The organism is Bacteroides sp. MSSM.1001136sp1_RTP21357st2_D2_RTP21359_211015 (genome assembly GCF_040913205.1).
Classification (GTDB): Bacteria; Bacteroidota; Bacteroidia; order Bacteroidales; family Bacteroidaceae; genus Bacteroides; species Bacteroides ovatus.
In genome coordinates this window covers 18,330-41,101 of sequence record NZ_JBDFVF010000019.1, presented here as the reverse complement: position 1 = coordinate 41,101, position 22,772 = coordinate 18,330, and the positions used below count along the sequence as shown (strand labels likewise).

21 protein-coding genes, 2 tRNA genes and 2 pseudogenes are annotated in these 22,772 nt (G+C 40.6%); 5 read left to right on the top strand and 20 right to left on the bottom strand.

Features of this window, described 5'->3' with window-relative positions:
- Nucleotides 1-59: 59 nt before the first annotated feature.
- From AB5217_RS13365 to purU, 7 genes are all read right to left on the bottom strand, one after another.
- A complete protein-coding gene (locus tag AB5217_RS13365) occupies nt 60-1,379 on the bottom strand; it encodes an aspartate kinase (protein ID WP_004304027.1) in 1,320 nt (439 codons plus the stop codon).
- A gap of 13 nt (nt 1,380-1,392) precedes the next feature.
- Nucleotides 1,393-2,121 carry a cell division ATP-binding protein FtsE gene (locus AB5217_RS13360; protein WP_004304028.1) on the bottom strand — a complete coding sequence of 243 codons (729 nt, stop codon included), beginning with the start codon at nt 2,119-2,121 and terminating at the stop codon, nt 1,393-1,395.
- 41 nt (nt 2,122-2,162) lie between these two features.
- Nucleotides 2,163-2,774 carry a bifunctional phosphoribosyl-AMP cyclohydrolase/phosphoribosyl-ATP diphosphatase HisIE gene (gene hisIE / locus AB5217_RS13355; RefSeq protein ID WP_004297045.1) on the bottom strand — a complete coding sequence of 204 codons (612 nt, stop codon included), beginning with the start codon at nt 2,772-2,774 and terminating at the stop codon, nt 2,163-2,165.
- Nucleotides 2,775-2,904: 130 nt separating this feature from the next.
- Nucleotides 2,905-3,660 carry an imidazole glycerol phosphate synthase subunit HisF gene (hisF, locus tag AB5217_RS13350; protein WP_004297046.1) on the bottom strand — a complete coding sequence of 252 codons (756 nt, stop codon included), beginning with the start codon at nt 3,658-3,660 and terminating at the stop codon, nt 2,905-2,907.
- Between the two features lie 103 nt (nt 3,661-3,763).
- The gene (hisA, locus tag AB5217_RS13345; protein ID WP_004304030.1) at nt 3,764-4,483 is read right to left on the bottom strand and encodes a 1-(5-phosphoribosyl)-5-[(5-phosphoribosylamino)methylideneamino]imidazole-4-carboxamide isomerase; all 720 of its coding nucleotides are present in this window, start codon (nt 4,481-4,483) and stop codon (nt 3,764-3,766) included.
- An 18-nt stretch (nt 4,484-4,501) separates the two neighbouring features.
- A complete protein-coding gene (gene hisH, locus AB5217_RS13340; RefSeq protein ID WP_004297048.1) occupies nt 4,502-5,092 on the bottom strand; it encodes an imidazole glycerol phosphate synthase subunit HisH in 591 nt (196 codons plus the stop codon).
- Complete coding sequence (gene purU, locus AB5217_RS13335; protein WP_004297049.1) at nt 5,092-5,949, bottom strand: formyltetrahydrofolate deformylase; 858 nt, start codon at nt 5,947-5,949, stop codon at nt 5,092-5,094. Before purU ends, hisH begins: the two co-directional genes overlap by 1 nt.
- A 442-nt stretch (nt 5,950-6,391) precedes the next feature.
- Between purU and AB5217_RS13330 the strand changes: the two genes are divergently transcribed.
- Nucleotides 6,392-6,465: transfer RNA gene (locus AB5217_RS13330), tRNA-Asp, on the top strand.
- Between the two features lie 55 nt (nt 6,466-6,520).
- A tRNA-Asp gene (locus AB5217_RS13325) sits at nt 6,521-6,594 on the top strand.
- 218 nt (nt 6,595-6,812) lie between these two features.
- Here AB5217_RS13325 and AB5217_RS13320 read toward each other — a convergent pair.
- The 8 genes and pseudogenes from AB5217_RS13320 to AB5217_RS13285 all read right to left on the bottom strand — a co-directional run bounded on the left by AB5217_RS13320 (nt 6,813) and on the right by AB5217_RS13285 (nt 11,490).
- Nucleotides 6,813-7,235, bottom strand: a complete 423-nt coding sequence (locus tag AB5217_RS13320; protein WP_004326689.1) for a GNAT family N-acetyltransferase — start codon at nt 7,233-7,235, stop codon at nt 6,813-6,815.
- Between the two features lie 64 nt (nt 7,236-7,299).
- A complete protein-coding gene (locus AB5217_RS13315) occupies nt 7,300-7,878 on the bottom strand; it encodes a Crp/Fnr family transcriptional regulator (protein ID WP_004321275.1) in 579 nt (192 codons plus the stop codon).
- Nucleotides 7,879-7,983: 105 nt separating this feature from the next.
- Complete coding sequence (locus AB5217_RS13310; RefSeq protein WP_004304033.1) at nt 7,984-8,547, bottom strand: flavodoxin; 564 nt, start codon at nt 8,545-8,547, stop codon at nt 7,984-7,986.
- Nucleotides 8,548-8,645: 98 nt separating this feature from the next.
- Nucleotides 8,646-8,720, bottom strand: a pseudogene (locus tag AB5217_RS13305) (sugar O-acetyltransferase); the annotation flags it as partial.
- A gap of 55 nt (nt 8,721-8,775) precedes the next feature.
- Nucleotides 8,776-9,603, bottom strand: coding sequence for a carboxymuconolactone decarboxylase family protein (locus AB5217_RS13300; RefSeq protein WP_004304034.1), 828 nt, complete (start codon nt 9,601-9,603; stop codon nt 8,776-8,778).
- Between the two features lie 11 nt (nt 9,604-9,614).
- Nucleotides 9,615-9,983, bottom strand: a pseudogene (locus AB5217_RS13295) (putative quinol monooxygenase); the annotation flags it as partial.
- Nucleotides 9,984-10,230: 247 nt separating this feature from the next.
- Nucleotides 10,231-11,202, bottom strand: coding sequence for a phosphatase PAP2 family protein (locus AB5217_RS13290; protein WP_004326685.1), 972 nt, complete (start codon nt 11,200-11,202; stop codon nt 10,231-10,233).
- A 51-nt stretch (nt 11,203-11,253) separates the two neighbouring features.
- Complete coding sequence (locus AB5217_RS13285; protein ID WP_229036717.1) at nt 11,254-11,490, bottom strand: hypothetical protein; 237 nt, start codon at nt 11,488-11,490, stop codon at nt 11,254-11,256.
- Between the two features lie 97 nt (nt 11,491-11,587).
- On the opposite strand from AB5217_RS13285, the gene AB5217_RS13280 reads away from it, so the two are divergent.
- The 3 genes from AB5217_RS13280 (at nt 11,588) to AB5217_RS13270 (ending at nt 17,411) form a co-directional block, all read left to right on the top strand.
- Nucleotides 11,588-11,950, top strand: a complete 363-nt coding sequence (locus AB5217_RS13280; protein ID WP_004326683.1) for a hypothetical protein — start codon at nt 11,588-11,590, stop codon at nt 11,948-11,950.
- 624 nt (nt 11,951-12,574) lie between these two features.
- Complete coding sequence (locus AB5217_RS13275) at nt 12,575-16,786, top strand: acyl-CoA dehydratase activase (RefSeq protein WP_175353872.1); 4,212 nt, start codon at nt 12,575-12,577, stop codon at nt 16,784-16,786.
- A gap of 4 nt (nt 16,787-16,790) precedes the next feature.
- Nucleotides 16,791-17,411: a TetR/AcrR family transcriptional regulator gene (locus tag AB5217_RS13270; protein WP_032846567.1), complete on the top strand. Its 621-nt coding sequence runs from the start codon at nt 16,791-16,793 to the stop codon at nt 17,409-17,411.
- An 80-nt stretch (nt 17,412-17,491) separates the two neighbouring features.
- On the opposite strand, the gene AB5217_RS13265 is transcribed toward AB5217_RS13270, so the two are convergent.
- The 5 genes from AB5217_RS13265 to AB5217_RS13245 all read right to left on the bottom strand — a co-directional run bounded on the left by AB5217_RS13265 (nt 17,492) and on the right by AB5217_RS13245 (nt 22,765).
- Nucleotides 17,492-17,914: a pyridoxamine 5'-phosphate oxidase family protein gene (locus tag AB5217_RS13265; RefSeq protein WP_004326681.1), complete on the bottom strand. Its 423-nt coding sequence runs from the start codon at nt 17,912-17,914 to the stop codon at nt 17,492-17,494.
- A 92-nt stretch (nt 17,915-18,006) separates the two neighbouring features.
- Nucleotides 18,007-18,885: a helix-turn-helix domain-containing protein gene (locus AB5217_RS13260; RefSeq protein ID WP_032846569.1), complete on the bottom strand. Its 879-nt coding sequence runs from the start codon at nt 18,883-18,885 to the stop codon at nt 18,007-18,009.
- A gap of 123 nt (nt 18,886-19,008) precedes the next feature.
- Nucleotides 19,009-19,557, bottom strand: a complete 549-nt coding sequence (locus AB5217_RS13255; protein ID WP_004297054.1) for a Crp/Fnr family transcriptional regulator — start codon at nt 19,555-19,557, stop codon at nt 19,009-19,011.
- Between the two features lie 40 nt (nt 19,558-19,597).
- On the bottom strand, nt 19,598-20,962 hold the full coding sequence (locus AB5217_RS13250; RefSeq protein ID WP_032846571.1) for an MATE family efflux transporter: 1,365 nt from the start codon (nt 20,960-20,962) through the stop codon (nt 19,598-19,600).
- A gap of 237 nt (nt 20,963-21,199) precedes the next feature.
- Nucleotides 21,200-22,765, bottom strand: a complete 1,566-nt coding sequence (locus AB5217_RS13245) for an STM4011 family radical SAM protein (RefSeq protein ID WP_032846576.1) — start codon at nt 22,763-22,765, stop codon at nt 21,200-21,202.
- Between the last annotated feature and the right edge of the window lie 7 nt (nt 22,766-22,772).

Sequence of the window (22,772 nt, the reverse complement as noted above, 5' to 3'; positions counted from 1 at the left end):
GTTGGTTAAAAAAGAGCGCTTTTATCAGTTCGGTAAAAGCGCTCGTATTATTTGTGGAATTATTTGCCGTTGAAAAGCATATCGCTCAACGATTGTAAAGCTACTTTCTTATCACACTCCCGAATGAGGAAGGAGATGTTATAGTTACTTCCTCCAAACGAGATCATTCGCACCGGTATATCGCGCATCGCATCGAGTGCTTTTGCTTCAAAACCGACATTTTCCCATTCAAGGTCACCTACAACGCAGATGATACACATTTCTTTATCAACGGTTACTGTTCCGTATTTCTTCAGGTCGTCCAGAATCTCATTAAGATGTTTCGTGTTATCTATCGTAACAGATACACCGACTTCTGACGTACAGATCATATCGATAGATGTCTGATAGCTTTCGAAGATTTCGAACACCTTACGCAAGAAACCATGAGCCAATAACATGCGGCTGGATTTAATCTTAATAGCAGTGATGTTATCTTTTGCAGCTACTGCCTTAATCTTGCCTTTTTCCGTATCGTTAGAAATCAGTGTGCCCGGAGCCTCCGGATCCATTGTGTTCAACAAGCGGACAGGGATATTGGCATATTTAGCCGGCTGGATACAAGTAGGGTGCAGAATCTTTGCACCGAAGTAAGCCAACTCGGCTGCTTCTTCGAAGTGCAGCTGGCGTACCGGAGCGGTCTTGTCAACAATACGCGGGTCGTTATTGTGCATACCGTCGATATCTGTCCAGATCTGGATTTCGGAAGCGTTCACTGCTGCTCCGATCAGAGAAGCGGTGTAGTCGCTACCACCACGTTGCAGGTTGTCTATCTCACCGTAAGCATTGCGGCAGATGAAACCTTGCGTAATGTAGATTTCCGTATCCGGATAAAGATCCAATTGAGCACGCAATTTATCCTTAATATATACGGGGTCCGGTTCTGCGTTCTTATCAGTACGCATGAATTCCAAAGCCGGAAGCAACACGGACTTCACACCGCATTCCTGCAGGTAAAAGTTTACCATCGCCGTAGAGATAAGCTCTCCCTGTGCCAAAACCACTTTCTCTTCGAACAAAGTGAAAAGGTCTTTAGTATAGGAGCGGATGTAGTCGAAGTGGGATTTGACAACTTCAAGACCTTTCTGTTTATATTCCTGGGTTGCAAAAAGCTCATCAATATGCTGTTTATATTTTGCTTCCAGCTTATTAATAATCTCGTTGGCACCCTCCGGATTCTTCTTATACAGATAGTCCGAAATTTCCACCAATGTGTTTGTTGTTCCTGACATAGCAGAAAGAACAACAATCTTCTGTTCACCATCGGTAATCAATTTGGCTACTTCCTTCATGCGCTGAGCAGAACCTACGGAAGTTCCTCCAAACTTTAAAACTTTCATTTTCGTTACTGTTTTAGTTATCTATATTTAAATCTATTTCTATTGTTCTCTGTCTGGGCATATATTCATCAGTCACATCTACAATCTGATGGTCGGCACAACGATATACCCTGCCCGGATAATCTTTCAACAGTTGCAAATTGTGCGTCGTCATCACTACCGATGAGCCGGATTCGCAGATATTGTGCAACAATTCAACGATGGCTTTACCTGTTTCCACATCCAGATTTCCGGTTGGTTCATCCGCCAGGATGATAGCCGGAGAATTGAGTACGGCACGTGCAATCACAATGCGCTGCTGTTCGCCACCGGAAAGTTCGTTCGGAAGTTTATAACCTTTGTTGGACATTCCCACCAGTTGAAGCACTTCTTCAATACGATCCTGTATCTCCTGTTTGTTTTTCCAGCCTGTGGCACGAAGCACAAATTCCAGGTTATTATATACAGTACGGTCTGTGAGCAGCTGAAAATCCTGGAATACAATGCCTAACTTGCGGCGCAATTGCGGGATATGCTTACGTTTGATAGATCGCATATTATAGCCCAGCACTTCCGCTTCACCGTCAATTACATCCAGTTCGCCATAAAGAGTCTTGAGCAGACTCGTTTTTCCCGAGCCTACTTTTCCGATCAAATAGACAAACTCTCCTTTGTGCAATTCCAGATTTACATCACTTAGCACACAGAGTTCCTGTTGATGGATTTCTACGTTCTTATATTGTATCAACGCCCCGTCATCCATGCCGACTCCCGTTTTAATTTTTAATTTCTAATCTTTACTTATTAATGCTTCTTCCAGGTACTGCTATGTCTTTCCTGCAGTTCACGTGCAAGATCTTCAATGCGATAGCCTTTTGAAGCAAGCAATACAATCATGTGATAAATGAGGTCGGCTCCTTCGTAGATCAAACGTTCGTCAGTACCGTTCGTTGCTTCGATCACTGTTTCCACAGCTTCCTCACCTACTTTTTGAGCTATCTTATTGATTCCCGACTCAAACAGGCTGGTTGTATAAGAACCTTCGGGCATTTCTTCGTGACGTTTGTCTATAAAGTCCTGCAATGCTTTCAGGAACATGACCGGTTCTTCGTTTTTCTCCCCCCAACAAGTATCTGTGCCTGTATGACACACAGGACCTACCGGTTCTACTTGAATCAATAATGTATCATTGTCACAATCAGCCTTTATAGATACAACATGAAGGAAGTTACCGCTTTCTTCGCCTTTTGTCCATAAACGATTCTTCGTACGGCTAAAGAATGTAACTTTTCCGGTTTCCACCGTTTTATCATAAGCTTCTTTATTCATGAAACCCAGCATCAAGACCTTACGTGTCTCGTTGTCCTGTATGATAGCCGGAACGAGTCCGTTCATTTTATCGAAATCCAATTCCATTTTTATATAAGTTCTAATTACTATTCCAATTTACAATTACTACCTATTCGCCTACGGAATTCTTTTGCAGACAGTTCCTATATTTATCTGACTATATAATCCATCCGCAGGAAAACCCGGCCGGGGTGCCTCACCCCCTGATGGTAATTCCTTCGCCGCAAAGATACGATTTTAATTCGGGAATTTTAATTTCTCCGAAGTGAAAAACACTGGCAGCCAATGCAGCATCTGCCTTTCCCTGTAAAAAGACATCACGGAAGTGCTCCTTACAGCCCGCACCTCCTGAAGCTATGATGGGAATGGAGAGTTGATCCGCTAAAGCGGCAAGTGCTTCATTTGCATAACCGGCTTTTACACCATCGTGATTCATGCTTGTGAAGAGTATTTCTCCTGCTCCGCGTTCCTGTGCTTCTTTAGTCCACTCGAACAGATCTTTATCCGTTTCGATGCGTCCTCCGTTCAGGTAACATTTCCAACCGTTTTCGGTCTGTTTGGCATCTACAGCCAACACACAAACTTGTGAGCCGAAATTCTTTGCTATCTCGTCAACCAACCGGGGATTACGGATAGCGGAAGAATTGATAGAAATCTTATCTGCCCCTGCATTCAGCAGACGGTCTACATCACTTAATTCATTGATTCCACCACCTACGGTAAATGGGATATTGATATTAGCAGCAATCCGTTTTACCAATTCCGTAAAAGTCTTACGTCCTTCATGGCTTGCAGTAATGTCCAGGAAAACAAGTTCATCTGCTCCCTGTTCACTGTAAGCACGGCCTAGCTCCACCGGATCACCAGCTTGACGCAAGTTGACAAAATTCGTTCCTTTCACGGTTTGTCCGTCTTTTATATCCAAACAAGGTACTATTCTTTTTGCTAACACAATCCTATTTTATTTATTGTTCAACAATTTATAATCTATATTCCTGAAGCTCGATTCTTATCTTCCTTATAATAAAGGTATCTTATTTATTCCGATACGCTCATTATAGAAAGATTCTCAAATCTTGTAAGGTGATATGTCCTTCGTATAATGCCTTACCGAAAATAACTCCGGGAACACCGGCCTCATCCAAGGCAACAATATCATCCATCTTGCTCACCCCGCCACTAGCCATCAGATAAAGGTCAGGGAATTTTGCCAGCATCTCTTTATACAAATCGATAGAAGGACCACTCAACATTCCGTCACAGCTAATATCCGTACAGATTACTTTTCGTATACCTTTATCTATATAATTTTCGAGAAATGGAAAAAGTTCACAGGCACTTTCATCTTTCCAACCATTGACGGCTATCTTATGTTCTTTTACATCTGCCCCCAAAATAATCTTCTCACTGCCGTATATTTCCAGCCAATGACAGAATAATTCCGGATCTTTCACTGCAATGCTTCCTCCGGTTACCATCTGCGCACCGCTCTCAAAAGCAATTTTCAAATCTTCATCACTCTTTACTCCTCCACCAAAATCTATGACAAGAGAAGTGCGTACAGCAATCTGTTCCAACACCCGATAGTTAACGACATGATGAGAAGCAGCACCGTCCAAGTCTACCACATGGAGCCTGCGAACACCGTTCGCTTCAAACTCCTTTGCAACTTCCACCGGGTTCTCATTATACACCTTTTTACTATCGTAATCTCCCTGGGAAAGGCGTACGCACTTTCCATCAATAATATCAATGGCTGGAATAATTTCTATCATCTATTTACTATTTGTATCTTAGAGGTTTAAAAAGTTTGTCAGAATCTTCTCTCCTGTCTTACCACTTTTTTCCGGATGGAACTGGGTAGCATAAAAGTTATCTTTATGGAGCGCAGCACTGAACGGGTGAATATAGTCAGTTGTAGCAGCAGTAAAGTCGCAGGTCGGCACATAGAAGCTATGCACAAAATAGACAAACTCTTCTTCGGTGAACCCTTCAAACAATTTGCTATTCGTTTTTCCAATGGTGTTCCATCCCATGTGCGGCACTTTATCCTCATGTTTCTGCGGGACAAAACGTTTCACATCCACATCAAAGATATTCAAACAATCGACTTCTCCTTCTTCGGAATGCCGGCACATCAACTGCATGCCGAGACAAATTCCAAATACAGGCTGACGGAGATTCTTAATCAGTTCGTCCAGTCCCGTTGCCTTCAAGTGGTTCATGGTAGTTTCCGCCTCTCCCACTCCGGGAAAAATAACTTTATCGGCCGATTGGAGTTCTTCTTTATCAGCAGTAATCACCGCTTCTACCCCCAACCGCTTTAAAGCATAATCCACAGAACGAATATTGCCGGCATTGTATTTTACAACTGCTACTTTCATCAGCTAAATATTACTGTTTTATTTTTATAAGCTAAAACTTTGCGCTCGATGTGCTTCTGCACTGCACGCGAAAGAACGATTTTTTCCAAATCCTTTCCTTTATTTACGAGGTCTTCAATAGCATCTTTATGAGTAATGCGCACTACATCCTGTTCAATAATCGGTCCGGCATCCAGCTCTGTCGTTACATAATGACTAGTTGCACCAATAATTTTCACCCCTCTCTGGAAAGCTGCGTGATAAGGCTTCGCCCCTACAAACGCAGGAAGGAAAGAATGATGAATATTGATAATCTTATTCGGATAAGCATTAATCATCTGTTCGGAGATCACCTGCATATAGCGTGCCAATACAATAAATGTAATCTTATGTTTGGCAAGCAATTCCATCTCTTTGCGCTCCTGTTCTTCTTTCGTCTCCTTGGTGATAGGGAACAGATAGAAAGGAATTCCGAAACGTTCTGCTACGTGCTGCAAATCCGGATGATTACTTATAATAAGAGGTATCTCTACATTCCACTCTCCTGCCGTATACCGGGCTAACATATCGAAAAGACAGTGTGACAGCTTGGATACGAAAATAGCCATACGTGGTTTTACATCAGAGAAATAAAGACGAAAATCCATTTCATATTTTTGCCCGTAGAGTGTTCTGAAATAATCTTCAATTTTTTCCTGTGGAACCAGAAAATCTTTCAGTTCCCATTCAATACGCATGAAGAAGATGTTCTCTACATGATCTACATACTGATCCAGATAGATAATATTTCCTTTGTTTACCGTAATAAAGTCTGTCACTTCCGCTAGGATTCCCGGTTTGTCGGGACAGTGCAATAACAGTTTGGCTGTTGTCATCATTCTTTCTACTAATTAACGATTCTAGGCAGATTATTTTCTACCTTTCTAATTTTAGTCCGCAAAAATAACGATTTATTGCAAAATTACGAATTATTCAAGCAGAAAGTTGATATAAAAACGGTGATTTCTTACAGATAGAAAGATATCGAGAGTTATTTTCAATGAAAAGAATGACAAACTTTAGGATAGTGATGCCATTACCTTCGGATAGTGACGGTATTCCATCGTGATAGCGTCACTATAACGATCAGATACCGTCACTATCCGAAGAGAAGAAAAACGAATATTTTTTTTCATTACAAAAGTACTCAAAATGAGACACTAAGCATTTTTCTTGTTTTTTCTTGAAAAAAACTTTTCTCAAAACGCTTGCAGGTTTACAAAAAACAACTACCTTTGCACCCGCAATCGAGAGAGATGCAGATTAATAAATTGAAATTCTGGTGCGTTAGTTCAGTTGGTTAGAATACATGCCTGTCACGCATGGGGTCACGGGTTCGAGTCCCGTACGCACCGCTTCTTTCACTAAGAAGCAGAGAGAAATAGAAATGAGTTAATCCAATTAAAATTTGGTGCGTTAGTTCAGTTGGTTAGAATACATGCCTGTCACGCATGGGGTCACGGGTTCGAGTCCCGTACGCACCGCGAAAGCAAATAGTAAATTAAAGCAAAGCTCTGAAATTCAAGAAATTCAGAGCTTTTTTCTTTTTCTTCAGTTCATTTAAAACAGAGTTTAAGTAGGCGATAGATGTGCCCATTCAAACTCTACAATGATTTTTTAACCAATCATTTTATTCAAATGTAACATTACATCTTCAATTAAAGGTACCTATACTAAGCATCTGTTTATAATTGAACAGAGACTACAACTGCATGTGTAAAATAGGATATTCCTTACCTTCTCCGTCCAAATTCGACCTTTTATATATGTTAAAACCCATATATTTATAAAAACCGACAGCTTGAACATTTTGCTCATTCACATCAACTTTAGTTACTTGCAAATTATCTATGGCATAAGTTATTAATTTTTTTCCGATTCCTGCGCCTCGATACTTATTGTCAATAAATAACATTTCAAGATTTCCTTCTGCAATTCCCATAAATCCGATTAAGATTCCCTCTTGTTCAAATCCGAATAGATTAACATACTGAAAATATACCGGAAGTCGTTCCTTATAATATAAAAAATCTTCCTCTTTAAGAAAATCATGTGTACTCAATACTGCACTTTCCCAAATTTCCATCAAACGTGGATAATCCGTAACTTTAATTTTTCTAATCATACTTGTAATTGCAATTTAAAGCCGCAAAGTTCGTTACTTATACATTCAAAACACTGAACCCAAGTTAAAAAATACGTTTACGGATTCTGCTTAGTGCTTGCGGTGTGATACCCAAATAAGAAGCTATATCTTTTAATGGTATATAGTTTAATGTAATACCATATTCTTCCATCATCTGTAGATAATACTGTTCAGGAGAATATTTAATCAAGTCGATATTTCTTTTCAAAAGTTTATTCAACAATATAGCATTTAAATCTTCAAATACAGTTTTTACTTTAGGGATAGCGGTATATAGTTCATTTACTTGCTTCTTGTCTATTCGGTAAATAACACTATCTACAATTGTTTGCACATTAAATGCAGACCTAGTTTGTAATGTAAAAGATATGTTTGACATTGAAAACGTACCCTCTTTACAAAACCAGAAAGTTTGTTCTTCCCCGTTATGATTTAAAAGCCAACAACGTAATATTCCATCAAAAACGAAATAACTATACCTCTCTGTTTCTCCTTCCTTAATCAAAAATGTACCTTTACTAACTAATATTCGTTCAAAATATTGGTCGAATAACTTAAACTCCTCCCAATTAAAAATATTAGTACTAAAATTAAATTCTTTAAGTAGTTTTTCTAAAAGCATAATCTAAATATGATTCGTAATATACTTACTCATTTAATATATTCACTATTACTTCCGCCCTATTTAACTTCTCATATTTAGTGAATATATTTTCAGTAGCCATCTTTATATTACTCCTTTCGCCCACTCTCCGGCCTGCTTGACACTTCCGTTCAACAATCGGCTTTCTCCCCATACGATTTTTGGATAAAGTTTCTTGAGTTGTTTTACACTATTAGTTATTGAGCTTCCTCCGGAAGTAGCAAATGGAATAACGGTTTTACCGGAGAAATCATATTTCTCAAGGAATGTATTGACCGGACGCGGACATAAATTCCACCATATCGGGTAACCAAGGAATATCACGTCGTAATCTTTCAGATTAAGCGCTTCTCCCCCCAATTCCGGACGTGAATTTTCAGTCGTCATTTCAATTGAACTACGGCTACTCTTGTTGTTCCAGTCGAGATCTGCCGAGGTATAGGCTGTAGCGGGAGTTATCTGATAAAGTTTGCCGCCAACCGTTTTTGCAATGGCATCGGCGGCTTTTTCTGTAGTTCCAGTACAAGAGAAATAGGCAACCAGGATTTTCTTATCGGACTGTACATTAGTATCCGCTGTCTGATTCTGCGCTTTTGATGAGCAGCTAAAGCAAAGGAGACTCATAAATATGAATATAATCTGTTTCATTTTATTTTGATTTTAAATATTTCTTATCATTAATTAGTTTAGACATTATCACGATGGAGTAACCCCACAGGCGTTTTCATTCTTCCATTACTTTGATAATTGCCCATATCGTCCATCAAACGATGTATTTCTTCTGTATTAAGCGCTTTGCGCGTCTTTACATATTCCTTAAAATTCCTCGGTAGTCATATTATTTCCTTTCAAAAGATAAAGCAGGATTAGCAAAAATCATCGTTTAGTCTGTTCGAGTTTGTTATACTCGTCATCTGTGACCGGCTCAAGCCACTCATTGGAAGTGTTTTCACCGGAAACTTCGAAAGCCAGATGAGCAAACCAACTGTCGGCAGCAGCTCCGTGCCAGTGTTTCACATTGGCAGGAATATGGATAACCGTACCAGGCAGAATCTCTACCGCCGGTTTACCTTCTTCCTGATACCAGCCTCGACCGGCTACACCGATAAGCATCTGTCCGCCACCTTTCGTTGCACGGTGAATATGCCAGTTATTGCGGCAACGTGGTTCAAAAGTAACGTTAGAGATATTCACCTGCTCGCGCGAAACCGGAGCAAGATAACTGTTACCAATAAAATACTGTGCATAGGCTGTATTGGGTTCACCAATAGGGAAAATCATCTCACGCTGGAAAGCTGTTTTGGCATCCTCACCAACAATATCTTCAGACCATACTCCTTTTGCCAAATTGAACGCTGCCCACGCTTTCGGCCAACCTGCATAGAAACCTATATGAGTGATAATCTCTGCGATCTCCGTGCGGGTGATGCCGTTCTTCTTCGCCGACTGAAGATGATAAACGAGCGAATTGTCCGTGATTCCCATACTGATAAGGGAGGTAATGGTTACTAAACTGCGGTCACGCAGACCGAGTTTGTCAGTGCGGCTCCAAACTTCTCCAAAGAGAACATCGTCATTAAGTTCCGCAAACTTAGGGGCAAACGTTCCTAACTGGTCGCGTCCTGCCGTCTGTACTATCTTTTCTTGTGCCATAACATTGAGTGTTAAAATACTAAATACTGAAAATAAAAGGAGTTTATTCATAATCATTTCGTTTATTGAATGAAGTTATTAATGCAATTTGCGGGGTTAAGCGGCATTTGGTCAGAGAGTACGAGAGTCTTAACCATGTGCAGCGTTCCTTGCTTGTACTTTTGAAAATGCTCCGATGCAATATGAGATTTATAAGCCTCCTGACTCGCGTAAGTTTCAAGAATAGTTATCCTGCCAGGATTCTCTTTTTCGCTGACGGCATACATAGTCAGCACTCCCGGTTCAGTACGCAAGGAGACTTCACCCACTTCGGTCGCATATTTCATATATTCTTCAAGATACTCCGGATAAACCTCGATTTTTGATAGCCGCACAATACCGTCAGCCGCCATAGGTAATTTGGCGCACATACCAGGCTGCTGTTTTATATCCTTTTTCCCTGTCATACTGCATGATAACATAACGAATAAAGACAAAACACTTAGAATTGTTTTTATCACCATCTTCTATCTTTTCATTGTTAAACTTCTGATTGCAAATTTACTGCGATAAAACGAATGGAATTGTATATCAATTACGGATTTTTGTACCCAAATCCCCGATTCTGCAATAAAGAACCGTACATAATTCGAATGAAATGAATTATATTGCCAATAAAAGAATTAAATATACTACGATTTAGAACGTAATCATAAATGATGACCCCAAAGTAAGCATATTCATATACTCACCACTGTTTCTGCTATGTGACGGAAGCAAGTTATAATCGAGAAAAAAACGGATTCCATAATATTCCTTTGCTTTGAACGTCAAGGAAACCCCACTTCCCATGCAGAAACCACTTCTTGAAGAAACCGACCGGTCAGTTAATTCCAATTGTGGATAATGCACGTATCCACCCAGAAGTTTACTGCCTATCAGCCATCGTGAAGACAACGGATATGAAAAATAGCTTCCTCCGCAAAGCGATATCGCATCAAAGGTGTTATTCTCTGCCCGTTCTTCATTGACAATAATCAAAGTATTGGAAACTGTGAATCGTCCTCCAACGCCTACATACGGATTAAAAAAATAGGCCCCCTCCACACCGGCCGAACTGCCTGATGAAGTACGGAACTCCATTTCTTCGTTGATATCATAACCACTCAACGGAATATTCAACCCGAGATACAAACTGACAAATGAAGGCTTGTCCATCCTGTCGAACATATTTTCATTCGCAAACCTATTGATCCCTTTTTCCCTGAATATCAGATCAGCAAAGTAATACCCCACTTCCGTTGACAATATTCCGATTCCTGCACCCGTCAATACATCACTTAACCAATGCTTGTTGTTTGCCATCCGCATAAGACCGGTTGCAGTAGCCACACTATATGCTCCGACACCTACCCACGGACTTTTATGTCCGTATTCCTTAGTAAACATGGTAGCAGTCATAAATGCCGTAGCCGTATGTCCGGATGGAAAAGAGTGTTTGTTTGAGCCATCCGGACGCTCGACATTCGTCGTTTGCTTCAAAGTATTTACCACACCACCCATCAGCAGTGCAGAAAAAGCGTCGGAAACGAGCATTCTACCCCATGAACTGCGACTTTGTACTCCAGCTACTTTCATACCAAGCATCACCGCAGCAGGGGCATATTGCATATAATCATCCAAATGACGATTGAAACGGGGCAGATATTCGTTACGTAAACCTCAAAAATGATCGTCCTCCCTTTTTACAATCAAGCCACCAACAATTAACGGAACGCCGATATACGTCATCTGATAGAAACGGGAAGATGAGAATTTATCAAGCCTTCTACTAAAATTGGTTGTTGTAGAGATACGCAAACTATCCCCTCTTTCTGCCATTACATTATCTGCCGAATTTTGAGCCGATAAGAAAGAAAAGCTACAAATGCCAACAATGCATATTACAATCCTTTTCATGCTATCGTAATTTCTTTTGAATTAGGATACAAAGATAACAGGCAACTTTGTAGAAAGTTTGAAGATTTACAAAAATATGACTATAAATTCTATAGTTATGAGTTACATTACAACTTTTACGGGGAAGCATTTCGACCCCATCCATCCTGTTCCTGAAAAAATTGATATGAAAGACATCGCTCATGCCTTGTCTTTGATCTGTCGTGCAAACGGTCATACCCGTTTCTTTTATTCTGTTGCCCAACATTCTATCGCGTGCTGCAAAGAGGCTAAAACACGAGGACTTTCCAACCATATACAGTTGGGATGTTTGTTGCATGACAGCTGTGAAACTTATATGTCAAATGTGACACGTCCGATAAAAGCCAAACTTACAGAATATCTCAAATTCGAAGATCACCTGCAAAATATGATTTGGAATCATTTTATTAGCGAATCCCTCTCGGATACAGAAAACTAAATGGCACGCGGACTCTATTTTTAAAACCGATAAGATACTTTTCTCATCAGACTCTTGACAAAGGACTTTTTATGTTGTATCTTTGAGAAAAGAAAAAGTATAAGCAACATGAAAATAGTAAGAAATAATCATACATAAATCATAAATAACCTGGTATTTTACAATACCACTCCTATACGATATGGGGCAATAGTCGAATGATTATTGCCCCATTTTGTTTATAATTCAGCTTAAAATCTCTCGTCTGATTCTAAAACTGTTCTACAATAGTTTATAATAAACTCGAATACCGTTTTACTAAAACTATCAAAAAGTTTATTATAAACAGAATCCGGGTTTATTAAAAGCCACGTTTCCTTTTGTCAAAAATAGAGTAAACAAGATTTCTAAGATTCACCATAAAAGATCTGCTACAACCTTACAAGTAATATAAGCATACAATCATTCATTTACTTCTTTATTTACACAATCGTTTTCCTCCCTCACATTCCATCTTTCTTTTTTCCCAATTCGTTAATTAAACCCAAAACTTCAATTACGATTTGCCGTATCTACCATATTTTTACATACATTTGCGTCTGACACAGATGTCAAACACGAGGTCTAATTTAAGATATTTGGTATATGAATGTATATAAAGTGGGTTTAGATATAGGCTCTACTACCACTAAGATGGTAGTATTGGATAAAGATGGAACTACAGTCTTGTTTTCCGGATACAAAAGGCATCAGGCAAAAATACAAGAATGTTTACTCGGATTTCTTTATCAAATAAAGGAACAGTTGGGTGATATTCCTTTATCTTTCCACATTACGGGCTCTGTTGGAATGGGAATTTCAGAGAAATGCTCTCTGCCGTTTGTGCAAGAGGTTGTAGCTGCAACAAACTATGTGTGCCGGGAGCATCCGCACACAGCCACTATGATCGATATTGGAGGAGAAGATGCGAAAGTTGTTTTCTTTCAGGACGGACAGGCTACAGACCTGCGCATGAATGGAAATTGCGCCGGCGGAACCGGGGCTTTCATTGACCAGATGGCTATTCTGCTTGGAGTCTCCATCGACGAATTGAATGAACTAGCACTTCGTTCCAATCAGGTATACTCTATCGCTTCACGCTGCGGAGTATTCTGCAAAACGGACATACAGAATCTGATAGCCAAAAATATATCTAAAGAAAATATAGCAGCTTCCATTTTCCATGCAGTAGCCGTACAGACCACTGTCACACTTGCACGCGGTTGCAATATCGTAGCTCCGGTATTACTCTGCGGTGGCCCATTGACTTTTATTCCGGCCCTTCGAAAAGCATTTGCCAACTATCTGAATCTGTCACAAGATACAGATTTCATATTACCGGAAAAAGGAAATCTGATCCCTGCCTGGGGAGCAGCATTGGCAGAGAACAATGAAGAAAGTATTCATCTCTCCAACCTGATACAGGTAATAGAAAACAAACTAAGTGTTACCTCACCTTTCCAGAGTGATCTTTCTCCTATATTCGACAGTGAGGAAGAATATCGGTCATGGAAAAAAGAAAAAGACCAGTATAAAATTCAATATGCCAGTCTGCGTCCCGGATTACAGGAAGCAACTATCGGCATAGACTCCGGCTCTACTACCACCAAAATCGTAGTACTCGACAACAATCATCGTATCCTTTACTCCTATTATCACGACAACAACGGAAACCCTATAAAAACAGTAGAGAACGGCTTGCAGAAACTATATGAAGAATGCCGGAGACGAGGAACTACCCTGCGCATAAAAGGAGGATGTTCTACCGGTTACGGAGAAGATCTGATAAAAGCGGCTTTCCACATGGATGCGGGAATCATTGAAACCATCGCTCATTATGCTGCTGCCAAACATATCAGCAAAGAAGTTTCTTTTATCCTGGATATTGGAGGGCAGGATATGAAAGCCATCTTTGTGAACGACGGAGTAATCAACAGAATCGAAATCAATGAAGCCTGTTCCTCCGGTTGCGGTTCTTTTATCAGCACATTTGCGCAATCGCTGGATTACAGTGTGGAGGACTTTGCCAAAGCAGCTTGTTTTTCGCAAGCACCATGTGATCTGGGTACACGTTGCACAGTCTTCATGAACTCCAAAGTAAAACAGGTACTTCGGGAAGGAGCGTCCGTAGCGGATATAGCTGCCGGATTATCTTATTCCGTTGTTAAAAACTGCCTGTATAAGGTTCTGCAATTAAAAGACACGGAGATACTTGGCGACCATATTGTCGTGCAGGGAGGAACCATGCGTAATGATTCCATCGTACGAAGTCTGGAAAAGCTGACCGGGAAACAAACCTTCCGCAGTAACTGTCCTGAATTGATGGGTGCTCTTGGTTGTGCCCTATATGCCAAACAAATCGAAAATGCCCGGGTGACGGAGCTGAACGAGATGCTCCAATGGGCGCAATATACTTCCAAGCAACTTCAATGCCGGGGGTGCGAGAACCAGTGCGCCATTATGCGATATACGTTCAACAATGACAACCATTACTTCTCCGGCAACCGATGTGAAAAGGTATTTTCCAATAAAGGAAGCCATGCGGACAAAGGCATCAATACGTATGATAAAAAGCTGGAATTATTATTCGACCGGAGCGCAGACATTCCACAACCCCTATTTACCATAGGCATTCCACGTATTCTGAATATGTATGAGGAATACCCTTTCTGGCATACCTTATTTACTGCTTGCGGCATTCAGGTACAGTTGTCGGACCCCTCTACATTCAGCAAATACGAGACTGCTGCCGGCATGGTGATGTCTGATAACATCTGCTTCCCTGCCAAACTTGTGCACAGTCATATCCGTAACCTGACACTGCAAAACGTCAACCGGATATTTATGCCGTTCGTTGTTTTCGAGAAAAAGGATAAGCAACAGCAAAACAGCTATAATTGCCCCATCGTTTCCGGTTATTCGGAAGTCATCAAAAGTGTACAGGAAGAGAATATACCGATAGATGCTCCGACTATCACCTTCAAAGATGAAGCATTGCTGTATAAACAATGCTATGAATATCTGAAATCTTTGGGTATCAGGGATGAGGTATGCAAAAATGCCTTCTCACGCGCATTACAGGAACAATATGCTTTCGAAGAAAAAATTGCTGCCTATAATCAGGAAGTTCTGAACGAGGGACGGGAAAAACACAAACTGATTATCTTACTCGCCGGACGCCCTTACCATAGCGATCCACTGATACAGCACAAGGTTTCGGACATGATTGCTGCGATGGGAGTTTATGTGATAACTGATGATATTGTCCGCCAGCAGGAGATTTCATTGGAAAAGACTCATTACCTCTCTCAATGGGCATTTACCAACCGTATTCTGAAAGCAACCAAGTGGGCGGCAATGCAAGAGGGTGACATACAATATATGCAGATGACTTCTTTTGGCTGCGGTCCGGATGCTTTCCTTATAGATGAAGTACGTAACTTGCTGAAACGATACGGCAAGAATCTTACTTTGCTCAAGATAGACGATGTTAATAATATCGGCTCCATCAAATTACGAGTCCGCTCGTTGGTGGAAAGCTTGAATTTCAGTTTGAAACATTCTCAAGCGAAAGATCCCGAGCCATTTGTTTCAACTGCTCCTTTCACCAAGAAAGACAAAAAGAAGAAAATCCTCGCTCCATTCTTTACGCCTTTCATTTCACCACTCATTCCATCCATCATGAAAGTGGCCGGATATGAAATGGAAACGTTACCGTTGAGCGACACCGCATCTTGCGACTGGGGATTGAAATACTCCAATAATGAGGTATGTTATCCGGCAACATTGATTGTCGGCGACATAGTAAAAGCCTTTAAAAGCGGACGTTATGATCCTGCCAATACGTGCGTTGCCATCACACAAACCGGTGGACAATGTCGTGCCAGCAACTATATTTCACTGATAAAAAAGGCATTGATTGAGAATGGATACACCAATACACCGGTGGTATCACTTGCTTTCGGCAGTGGTATTGAAAATGAGCAATCCGGTTTTAAAGTAAACTGGCTCAAGGTTTTGCCAATCATACTTGCGTCTGTGTTATACAGTGATTGTATCGCTAAATTCTATTATGCAGCCGTCGTTCGTGAGAAAGAACGGGGACAGGCCGCCCGTCTGCGCGATCTTTATCTGGATACAGCACAGCCCATCATCCAGAAAAATAAACCGGAGGACTTGTTGAGTTACTTATATCTCGCTGCCAGAGACTTCAACAAAATCTGTGAACAGAGATCCTGTCACAAAGTAGGTATTGTTGGAGAAATATTCCTGAAGTTCAACCCTTTTGCTCAAAAGGACGTCACCTCATGGCTCATCAACCAGAAGATCGAAGTGATTCCGCCACTGATAAGTGATTTCTTCATGCAGGGATTTGTCAACCTGAAAGTGAGACAGAACCAACACTTGCAGCGAAAACTCACTCCCGACTTTGTTATCGACTGGTTATACAAGAAAGTCCAGAAGCAGATTAATAAAGTGAATGAAATCGGCAAAAATTTCAATTACTTCACGCCGTTCGAATCAATCTTTGAAAAGGCAGAAAAAGCTAAACAAGTCATCTCCCTGGGCACCCAGTTTGGAGAGGGTTGGCTGATATCCGGTGAAATACTATCCTTTGCTTCCCAAGGAGTCAATCATGTCATTAGCTTGCAACCTTTCGGATGCATTGCCAATCACATTGTAGAAAAAGGAATAGAAAAACGTATAAAATCGCTGTGCCCTCAAATGAATATACTATCTTTAGACTTTGACAGTAGCGTCAGCGATGTGAACATAACAAACAGATTATTACTTTTTATTGACAACATAAACAACTAAAATTATGGCTACAACGGAACATAGCGATTTAGAGCAGCAAATAATAAAAACTGCCCAACAACTTTTTATAGAAAAAGGATTTGTGGAGACCAGCATGAGTGATATTGCTGCAACGGTAGGAATCAACCGGCCCACTTTACATTATTATTTCAGAACCAAAGATAAGATGTTCAAAGCCGTGTTCGGCTCGATAGTCATGTCTTTAATGCCGAAAATACAGGATATAGTAAAACAGGATATCCCATTTATGGAGCGACTAAGCATGATTCTGGATGAGTATATTGAGCTTTTCACAAGTAATCCCTGTCTTCCCAGATTCATTTGCGGAGAAATACAGCGTGATGTAAACCACTTGCTTGCCACTGCAAAAGAACTTCAGTTCGGAGATGCTTTATCCCAAGTGAAAGACAGTATACTGACAGCAATGGAAGACGGTAAACTTAAAAAGGTTCCGATACATATTGTATTTCTGACTGTCTACAGCCTATTGAGCTATCCATTTCTTGCCAAGAACCTGATAGTATCTTTATTCTTGGAAGATGAAGCCGCTTTTGCTGACTTCCTGCAAGAATGGAAACAAAACATCATCAACCAATTGCAGAACTTATTGTGTTATGAGAAATAGTATAGACACTATAAACAAAAAGAGACTGAATATTCAGTCTCTTTTTGTTTATTACCATTCCAATCACCCCATCTTGCACCTTATTCGACCACAAAATCTTCCGATTTAAAATTACTATAGAAACGTCCTGAAATAGCAGTAAACTTCAATACACAGTAATCGGGATCCGTCACTCCCTCCGGATAATACATGGTATCTCCCTCCTGCCAGATCATCTCTTTACTGGCACTATCCGTCAAGACGTCCATCATACCGCGTAGCATGACCCCTCTAAAGAATCTCGTATCGCAGAAGTAGATACATGCATGGTTGTTCTCCCGGTATTGCGCCACACGCATGGACGAAGTATTTGTTGTCAGATAAATCGTTTTTATCCCCTCTCTTTTTCTGGGTTGCAGCATTGCTTTGATGGTAGGAAATCCTTCACCGTCTATCGAACCGATAAAAGCTGTTTTCAGCTTATCAATCATGTTGCCTACTGTTTTTTCCGCGTCTCTCATCATTTTACTTTTTATTATTGGTTTATTATCTGATGCGAAAGTAGAGAAATGCCAGGAAAGCAATGCAATAAAAAGAAAGGTAGAAATAGCACTTTTTACGGTTTGTGTGCTTTACGATACAATAACGGAGTTTTTCCCGTATGCTGTCGGAAGCTACGGATAAAATAAGAAACCGTTGAAAAACAGAGTTCAAATGCAATATCAGCTATAGGAAAGTCCGTATAAACAAGCAGCCTCTTGGCCTCTTCCATCACCTTGCCCTGAATATATTGTTTTGCGCTGAACCCCATGGTCGAGGTTATCATCTCATTGAGATAGTTAGGAGTAATGCAGAGCTTATCCGCATAATATTGAACCGAATGTTGCTCTTTTGCATGTGTCGCAACCAAATTCATGAATTTACTTACATGATTATTGAAAACTTCCCTACTTCTGCCCTCCTCCATCGAAATCATTTTAAGATAAGCACGATCCAGCAACATCAGGACTTCATAAAGCAATGCTCTCAAAACGTGTACATCGCCCTGTTGATACGAATCAATCTCCATCTTTATATCATGCAAGGTTTCAAGTATGCGTGTATAAAGCTCATCAGACAAATGTAGTAGCGATGAAGAACTTTCTATCTGAAAAAACGAAAGATGCTGTACAAACAAAGAATCTTTAAAGAGGAAAGACAAAAACTCTTCTTCGAAAATCAGAGCATACCCATTGATGATATGATGAATATCCCAGTTCCGGATTTCCCCCGGTTTAGAAAAAAGGACGTCACATGGAATTGCTTCATAGGTTTGGTTATCGACTGCAAAAGCTCCCTTACCTTCTGTTATAAAAGTAATATCATAATAATTTAGAGTGTGGACAGTACTTTTAGTCAGGAACTTCTTCACATACTTCAGTTCTACTACATCGACCAAAAGTTCACTCCCATACTTATGCTTATAAAAAGTATATCGAGGTATTGAGTTTTTCATTCAGAATACAAAAATAGTATTCCTTACCAAATAATCCAAAGACTTTTCAAATTCGATTCGATTGAATAAGCCATGAACCATCTGATAAGGAATACATAGAAAAATATGTCTAGGTTATATTTCCTATTTAGAACTTCCGGCCAGATATCCCAAACTGGTCACATCTGCCCCCAAGTAATGATTAATGTGCTTCAATGGCACCCTGTACAGAATATCTGGAATTTCCGCCAATAAAGAGAGGTACCTTTCCCTTACTGTCAGCTTGCGGGCATTCATATCCTCTTCCTCTTTAAAGTAAAACTGATACTCCATCAGTTGACGGACCAGATTCGCAAATGAAATTGAAGATGCACACAACTCTTCAATCTCCTCTTCACTGATGTAATAAGCAGCACATTTCGTCAGTGTCTTGATAGAATACTGACTTGAATTATAGCATAACACAGCATCACCCGCAGAGAAAAACCGATTGGTTCTCTCTTCTCCTTCATGAGTGGTATATGTATGCAAAATACCGGAAACAATAATGTACAAGCTCTGCTCTGGCAATGTGGCAGAAGCAATCGTTTCTCCTTTATCCAGATACACCATTTCCATTCGAGCCAACAGCTCTTTCACTTCTCTTTCATCCACCTGATACTCAAAACAGAGTTTCTTCAAATAAGCTTCCATACAAAATAGATTTTAGTTAATATATGTCACTTAAAAACACCTAATTCGACATAGCAGGCATCATTGTGCCACTCAAATATAATTTCCTTTGGGTATATCGTAAATACCAGATACAGATCAATAATGAAACGACCGTTGAAATGGGTGGAGCAAATCCCATGATAAACAGCGACGAGCTATCTATCTGGCTGAACCAGTATGACAACGGTATACGGAACAGGAAAGTGGCTATCAGACTGTGAATCATCGGGAATAACGAGTTTCCTTGTCCGCTGAAATAAGAATTAATGCAGAACACGAAACTAACCACGATGCAGTCGATGCTATACCCTCGCAAATAATCTGCCGCCATTGCCACCACAGCAGCATCTTTCGTAAAGAAAGCAGTAAGAGTCTCCGGCAGGAATTGCGAATACACGCAAACCGACACACCGAAAACAAGAGCAATCCCAATCCCCGAAGCCAGACATTTATTCATTCTCTTGATAAGTCCCGCTCCATAGTTCTGTGCAGTCATGGTTGCCACAGCCGATGATATAGCCATCGGAGGCAGCATAGCAAACACAATGATTTTCTCAACAACACCCAGGGAAGCAGATGCAATGACTCCCATCTGATTGACAATGACAGTGATAATCAGAAAAGAAACATTGATTAAAGCATCCTGCAAAGCAATAGGTGCTCCCAACACCAAGATCTTTTTAGACAGATTCCGGTTCAATCGAATATCTTTCCGTGAAAAGTCAAAATGGAATCCGTGCCGGTATAAGAACCAGAGCGCTATTCCAAAGCTGACTCCTTGTGCAGTTACAGTAGCGATAGCCGCTCCCGTAGCCCCCCAATGGAAATAACCGACCAATATAAAATCGAGCACTATATTTATCACACATGCCAGCCCAACAAAATAAAGTGGTGTTTTAGAATCACCCAATCCACGCAAAATACCACATACAACATTATATCCTACTATAAACAGAATACCCAGAGAGCATACCAAAATATAGTTTTTCGTATCTACCATCGCTTCGACAGGAGTATGCATCAGTTCTGCTATCCGACTATGAAAAAGCACCATGACCAAAGTTAGCACTACGCCGGTTATTGAAAACAACCATACGGAAGACCCGATAGTAAAAGCTACTTTCCGATTGTCTTTAGCTCCGATAGCAATAGCAATCAGCACTGTTGTCCCGGTAGTAATACCCAGAATAATACCTGTAATTGTCTGCATCACCTGACTACCAATAGCTACGGCTGCCACACTTGCCGAATCATCATATTGTCCGACAACGAAAAGGTCAGCTCCGCCATAAAGTGCCTGGAGCACATTGGCAATCAGAAAAGGTACTGCAAACTGCAACAATACCTTCGGTACGCTTCCTTGTGTCAAATCTAACTCTTTCATAGTTTCTTCGATACTTTTCCTCTTTATCTTATTTTGTTACAACATAAAAAAAGTGCCGGACAAGCGAATGATTTGCACCATTCATCTTATCCAGCACTATAATTATTATTATAGCACCCTCCGATGAGGATTTTTATGCCTGTCCCTATTTCAGGGCTGCAAATATGGGCTTTGTTTTCATAATTACCAAATTTTAACCGGCTTTTATTTTCTTATGAAGATGTAACTAGCTATATATCAACTATTATCAGACGAGGTTTGGTCTATAGGATCTCCGTTAGAAAAACGAAAGAAAGCTGCCAACCGATCCGGATTCAGCGTATAACGTGCGCGTTCTTTTAATAAGGGTTCCGCATTCATTACGGCACAAGAATGAGAAACCACGGACATCATCGGCCAGTCCTTTAACGAATTTCCTACAACTAAAGTGTGTTCAGAAGCTAAACCCAAAGCCTTACATAACTGAAGCACCCCCTCTTTTTTACTCGCTTCAGGATGAATGACTGTTATCAGCGGAGCTTTATGAAAGACCTGGCAGGGATTTTCTTTCAACCGGGTAAGAATAGATTCTCTCTGTTCTTTATCACGTACCAATATACTATACTTGTAAACCACTCCTTCATAACTATGAATAGTAACTTTTGACGATTCTCCATATACCTCCGGATATACTTTCACCGGCAAACACTTAATCTGCCGCGAATAAGATAATAAACCTCCATCTGCAAACACTCCTCCCCTGAATAAATCGAAAAGAGCCTTTCCCAGCTTTTTCTTCGCCTGCTCCATCGACAGAGAAGTGGCAAGATATAAGGAAACGGACTGTGCCATATATCGCAAAGCGTTAGCATAACTTTCTGGAACTTTTCCCTGTGAATCAGCCAGTGTTCCATCCACATCGAAGAAAACAGTCGTAATAAGTGGCTTGTCCGGTATTCGCCAGAATGCCCCTTCTCCCATTATTCGATGTAAAGGGTGATTGTTCAGGTTACTAAATGCAATATAACAGTCACAAACCTTCCTCTTGCAAGATAACGGCACAACAGCTCCATCACCTTGATAAAAATTACCTATCTTCACCCGGCTTCGGGGACAAGCATACATATCCCCTTTCCAATCGATAAAACAATTATCCCTTCCTCCTGCGCAAACTTCCCATTGTGCCGGAGCATTCTTCAAGTCATACTCAAAAAGATTATCCAGTTGACTGAAAAACTGAATATCTTCCTGACTTAATGGTGCCTTTAACCCTTGCATAGCATTAATGAATAAATAAATATCCGGCAAAAGAGCATTCCGTAAATCATTGAGTACGGCCTTTGCAGAGGGACTTCCTACCGCTCCGGCACATACCTGTATTCCCGCATGATGGAGTATATGAATCTGATGCGCAAATTTCTCTACCGAAGTCATCTCAGGATGAAAACTAGCCCAAAGCCTTATCTTACTTATCACAGTGGGAGCCACACGAATCTCATCAAGCCAGTGTTTAGCCGGAAAAGAAAGGTTAGTCTGACAGGAAATTCCGGCCACCTGTGGCAATGCCGCCAAATGCACCATTCCTTTCCGATAATAACGATGGATCAATACTTCACCGTAAGGAATAATAAATAACTGCAACGGCTCCCCTTTCCATTGTTCAATAGCTGCTATAAAACGATTCCATATCTGTTCATCCTGTGTCGTATCTGCCAGATGCGACTTCTTGCCGAAAGGGCAATAAGAACAGGTATAGTTGCAGCTATTCAATTTGCCGCGATAATATATATGCCTGAAGGAAAGTAAAGAGCTTTCGTTTTCCATTTCTATT

Excerpts from the sequence above, each read along its gene's own strand:
- purU (WP_004297049.1), bottom strand. The coding sequence starts at position 5,949 with ATGATGACAACAGCCAAACTGTTATTGCACTGTCCCGACAAACCGGGA.
- AB5217_RS13260 (WP_032846569.1), bottom strand. The coding sequence starts at position 18,885 with ATGAAAAACTCAATACCTCGATATACTTTTTATAAGCATAAGTATGGG.
- hisA (WP_004304030.1), bottom strand. The coding sequence starts at position 4,483 with ATGATAGAAATTATTCCAGCCATTGATATTATTGATGGAAAGTGCGTA.
- hisH (WP_004297048.1), bottom strand. The coding sequence starts at position 5,092 with ATGAAAGTAGCAGTTGTAAAATACAATGCCGGCAATATTCGTTCTGTG.
- AB5217_RS13270 (WP_032846567.1), top strand. The coding sequence starts at position 16,791 with ATGGCTACAACGGAACATAGCGATTTAGAGCAGCAAATAATAAAAACT.
- AB5217_RS13320 (WP_004326689.1), bottom strand. The coding sequence starts at position 7,235 with ATGATTAGAAAAATTAAAGTTACGGATTATCCACGTTTGATGGAAATT.
- hisIE (WP_004297045.1), bottom strand. The coding sequence starts at position 2,774 with ATGGAATTGGATTTCGATAAAATGAACGGACTCGTTCCGGCTATCATA.
- AB5217_RS13245 (WP_032846576.1), bottom strand. The coding sequence starts at position 22,765 with ATGGAAAACGAAAGCTCTTTACTTTCCTTCAGGCATATATATTATCGC.
- AB5217_RS13250 (WP_032846571.1), bottom strand. The coding sequence starts at position 20,962 with ATGAAAGAGTTAGATTTGACACAAGGAAGCGTACCGAAGGTATTGTTG.
- AB5217_RS13360 (WP_004304028.1), bottom strand. The coding sequence starts at position 2,121 with ATGGATGACGGGGCGTTGATACAATATAAGAACGTAGAAATCCATCAA.
- AB5217_RS13265 (WP_004326681.1), bottom strand. The coding sequence starts at position 17,914 with ATGATGAGAGACGCGGAAAAAACAGTAGGCAACATGATTGATAAGCTG.
- AB5217_RS13310 (WP_004304033.1), bottom strand. The coding sequence starts at position 8,547 with ATGAAACAGATTATATTCATATTTATGAGTCTCCTTTGCTTTAGCTGC.
- AB5217_RS13280 (WP_004326683.1), top strand. The coding sequence starts at position 11,588 with ATGAGTTACATTACAACTTTTACGGGGAAGCATTTCGACCCCATCCAT.
- AB5217_RS13285 (WP_229036717.1), bottom strand. The coding sequence starts at position 11,490 with ATGAAAAGGATTGTAATATGCATTGTTGGCATTTGTAGCTTTTCTTTC.
- AB5217_RS13275 (WP_175353872.1), top strand. The coding sequence starts at position 12,575 with ATGAATGTATATAAAGTGGGTTTAGATATAGGCTCTACTACCACTAAG.
- AB5217_RS13255 (WP_004297054.1), bottom strand. The coding sequence starts at position 19,557 with ATGGAAGCTTATTTGAAGAAACTCTGTTTTGAGTATCAGGTGGATGAA.
- AB5217_RS13315 (WP_004321275.1), bottom strand. The coding sequence starts at position 7,878 with ATGCTTTTAGAAAAACTACTTAAAGAATTTAATTTTAGTACTAATATT.
- AB5217_RS13290 (WP_004326685.1), bottom strand. The coding sequence starts at position 11,202 with ATGCAATATGCCCCTGCTGCGGTGATGCTTGGTATGAAAGTAGCTGGA.
- AB5217_RS13365 (WP_004304027.1), bottom strand. The coding sequence starts at position 1,379 with ATGAAAGTTTTAAAGTTTGGAGGAACTTCCGTAGGTTCTGCTCAGCGC.
- AB5217_RS13300 (WP_004304034.1), bottom strand. The coding sequence starts at position 9,603 with ATGAATAAACTCCTTTTATTTTCAGTATTTAGTATTTTAACACTCAAT.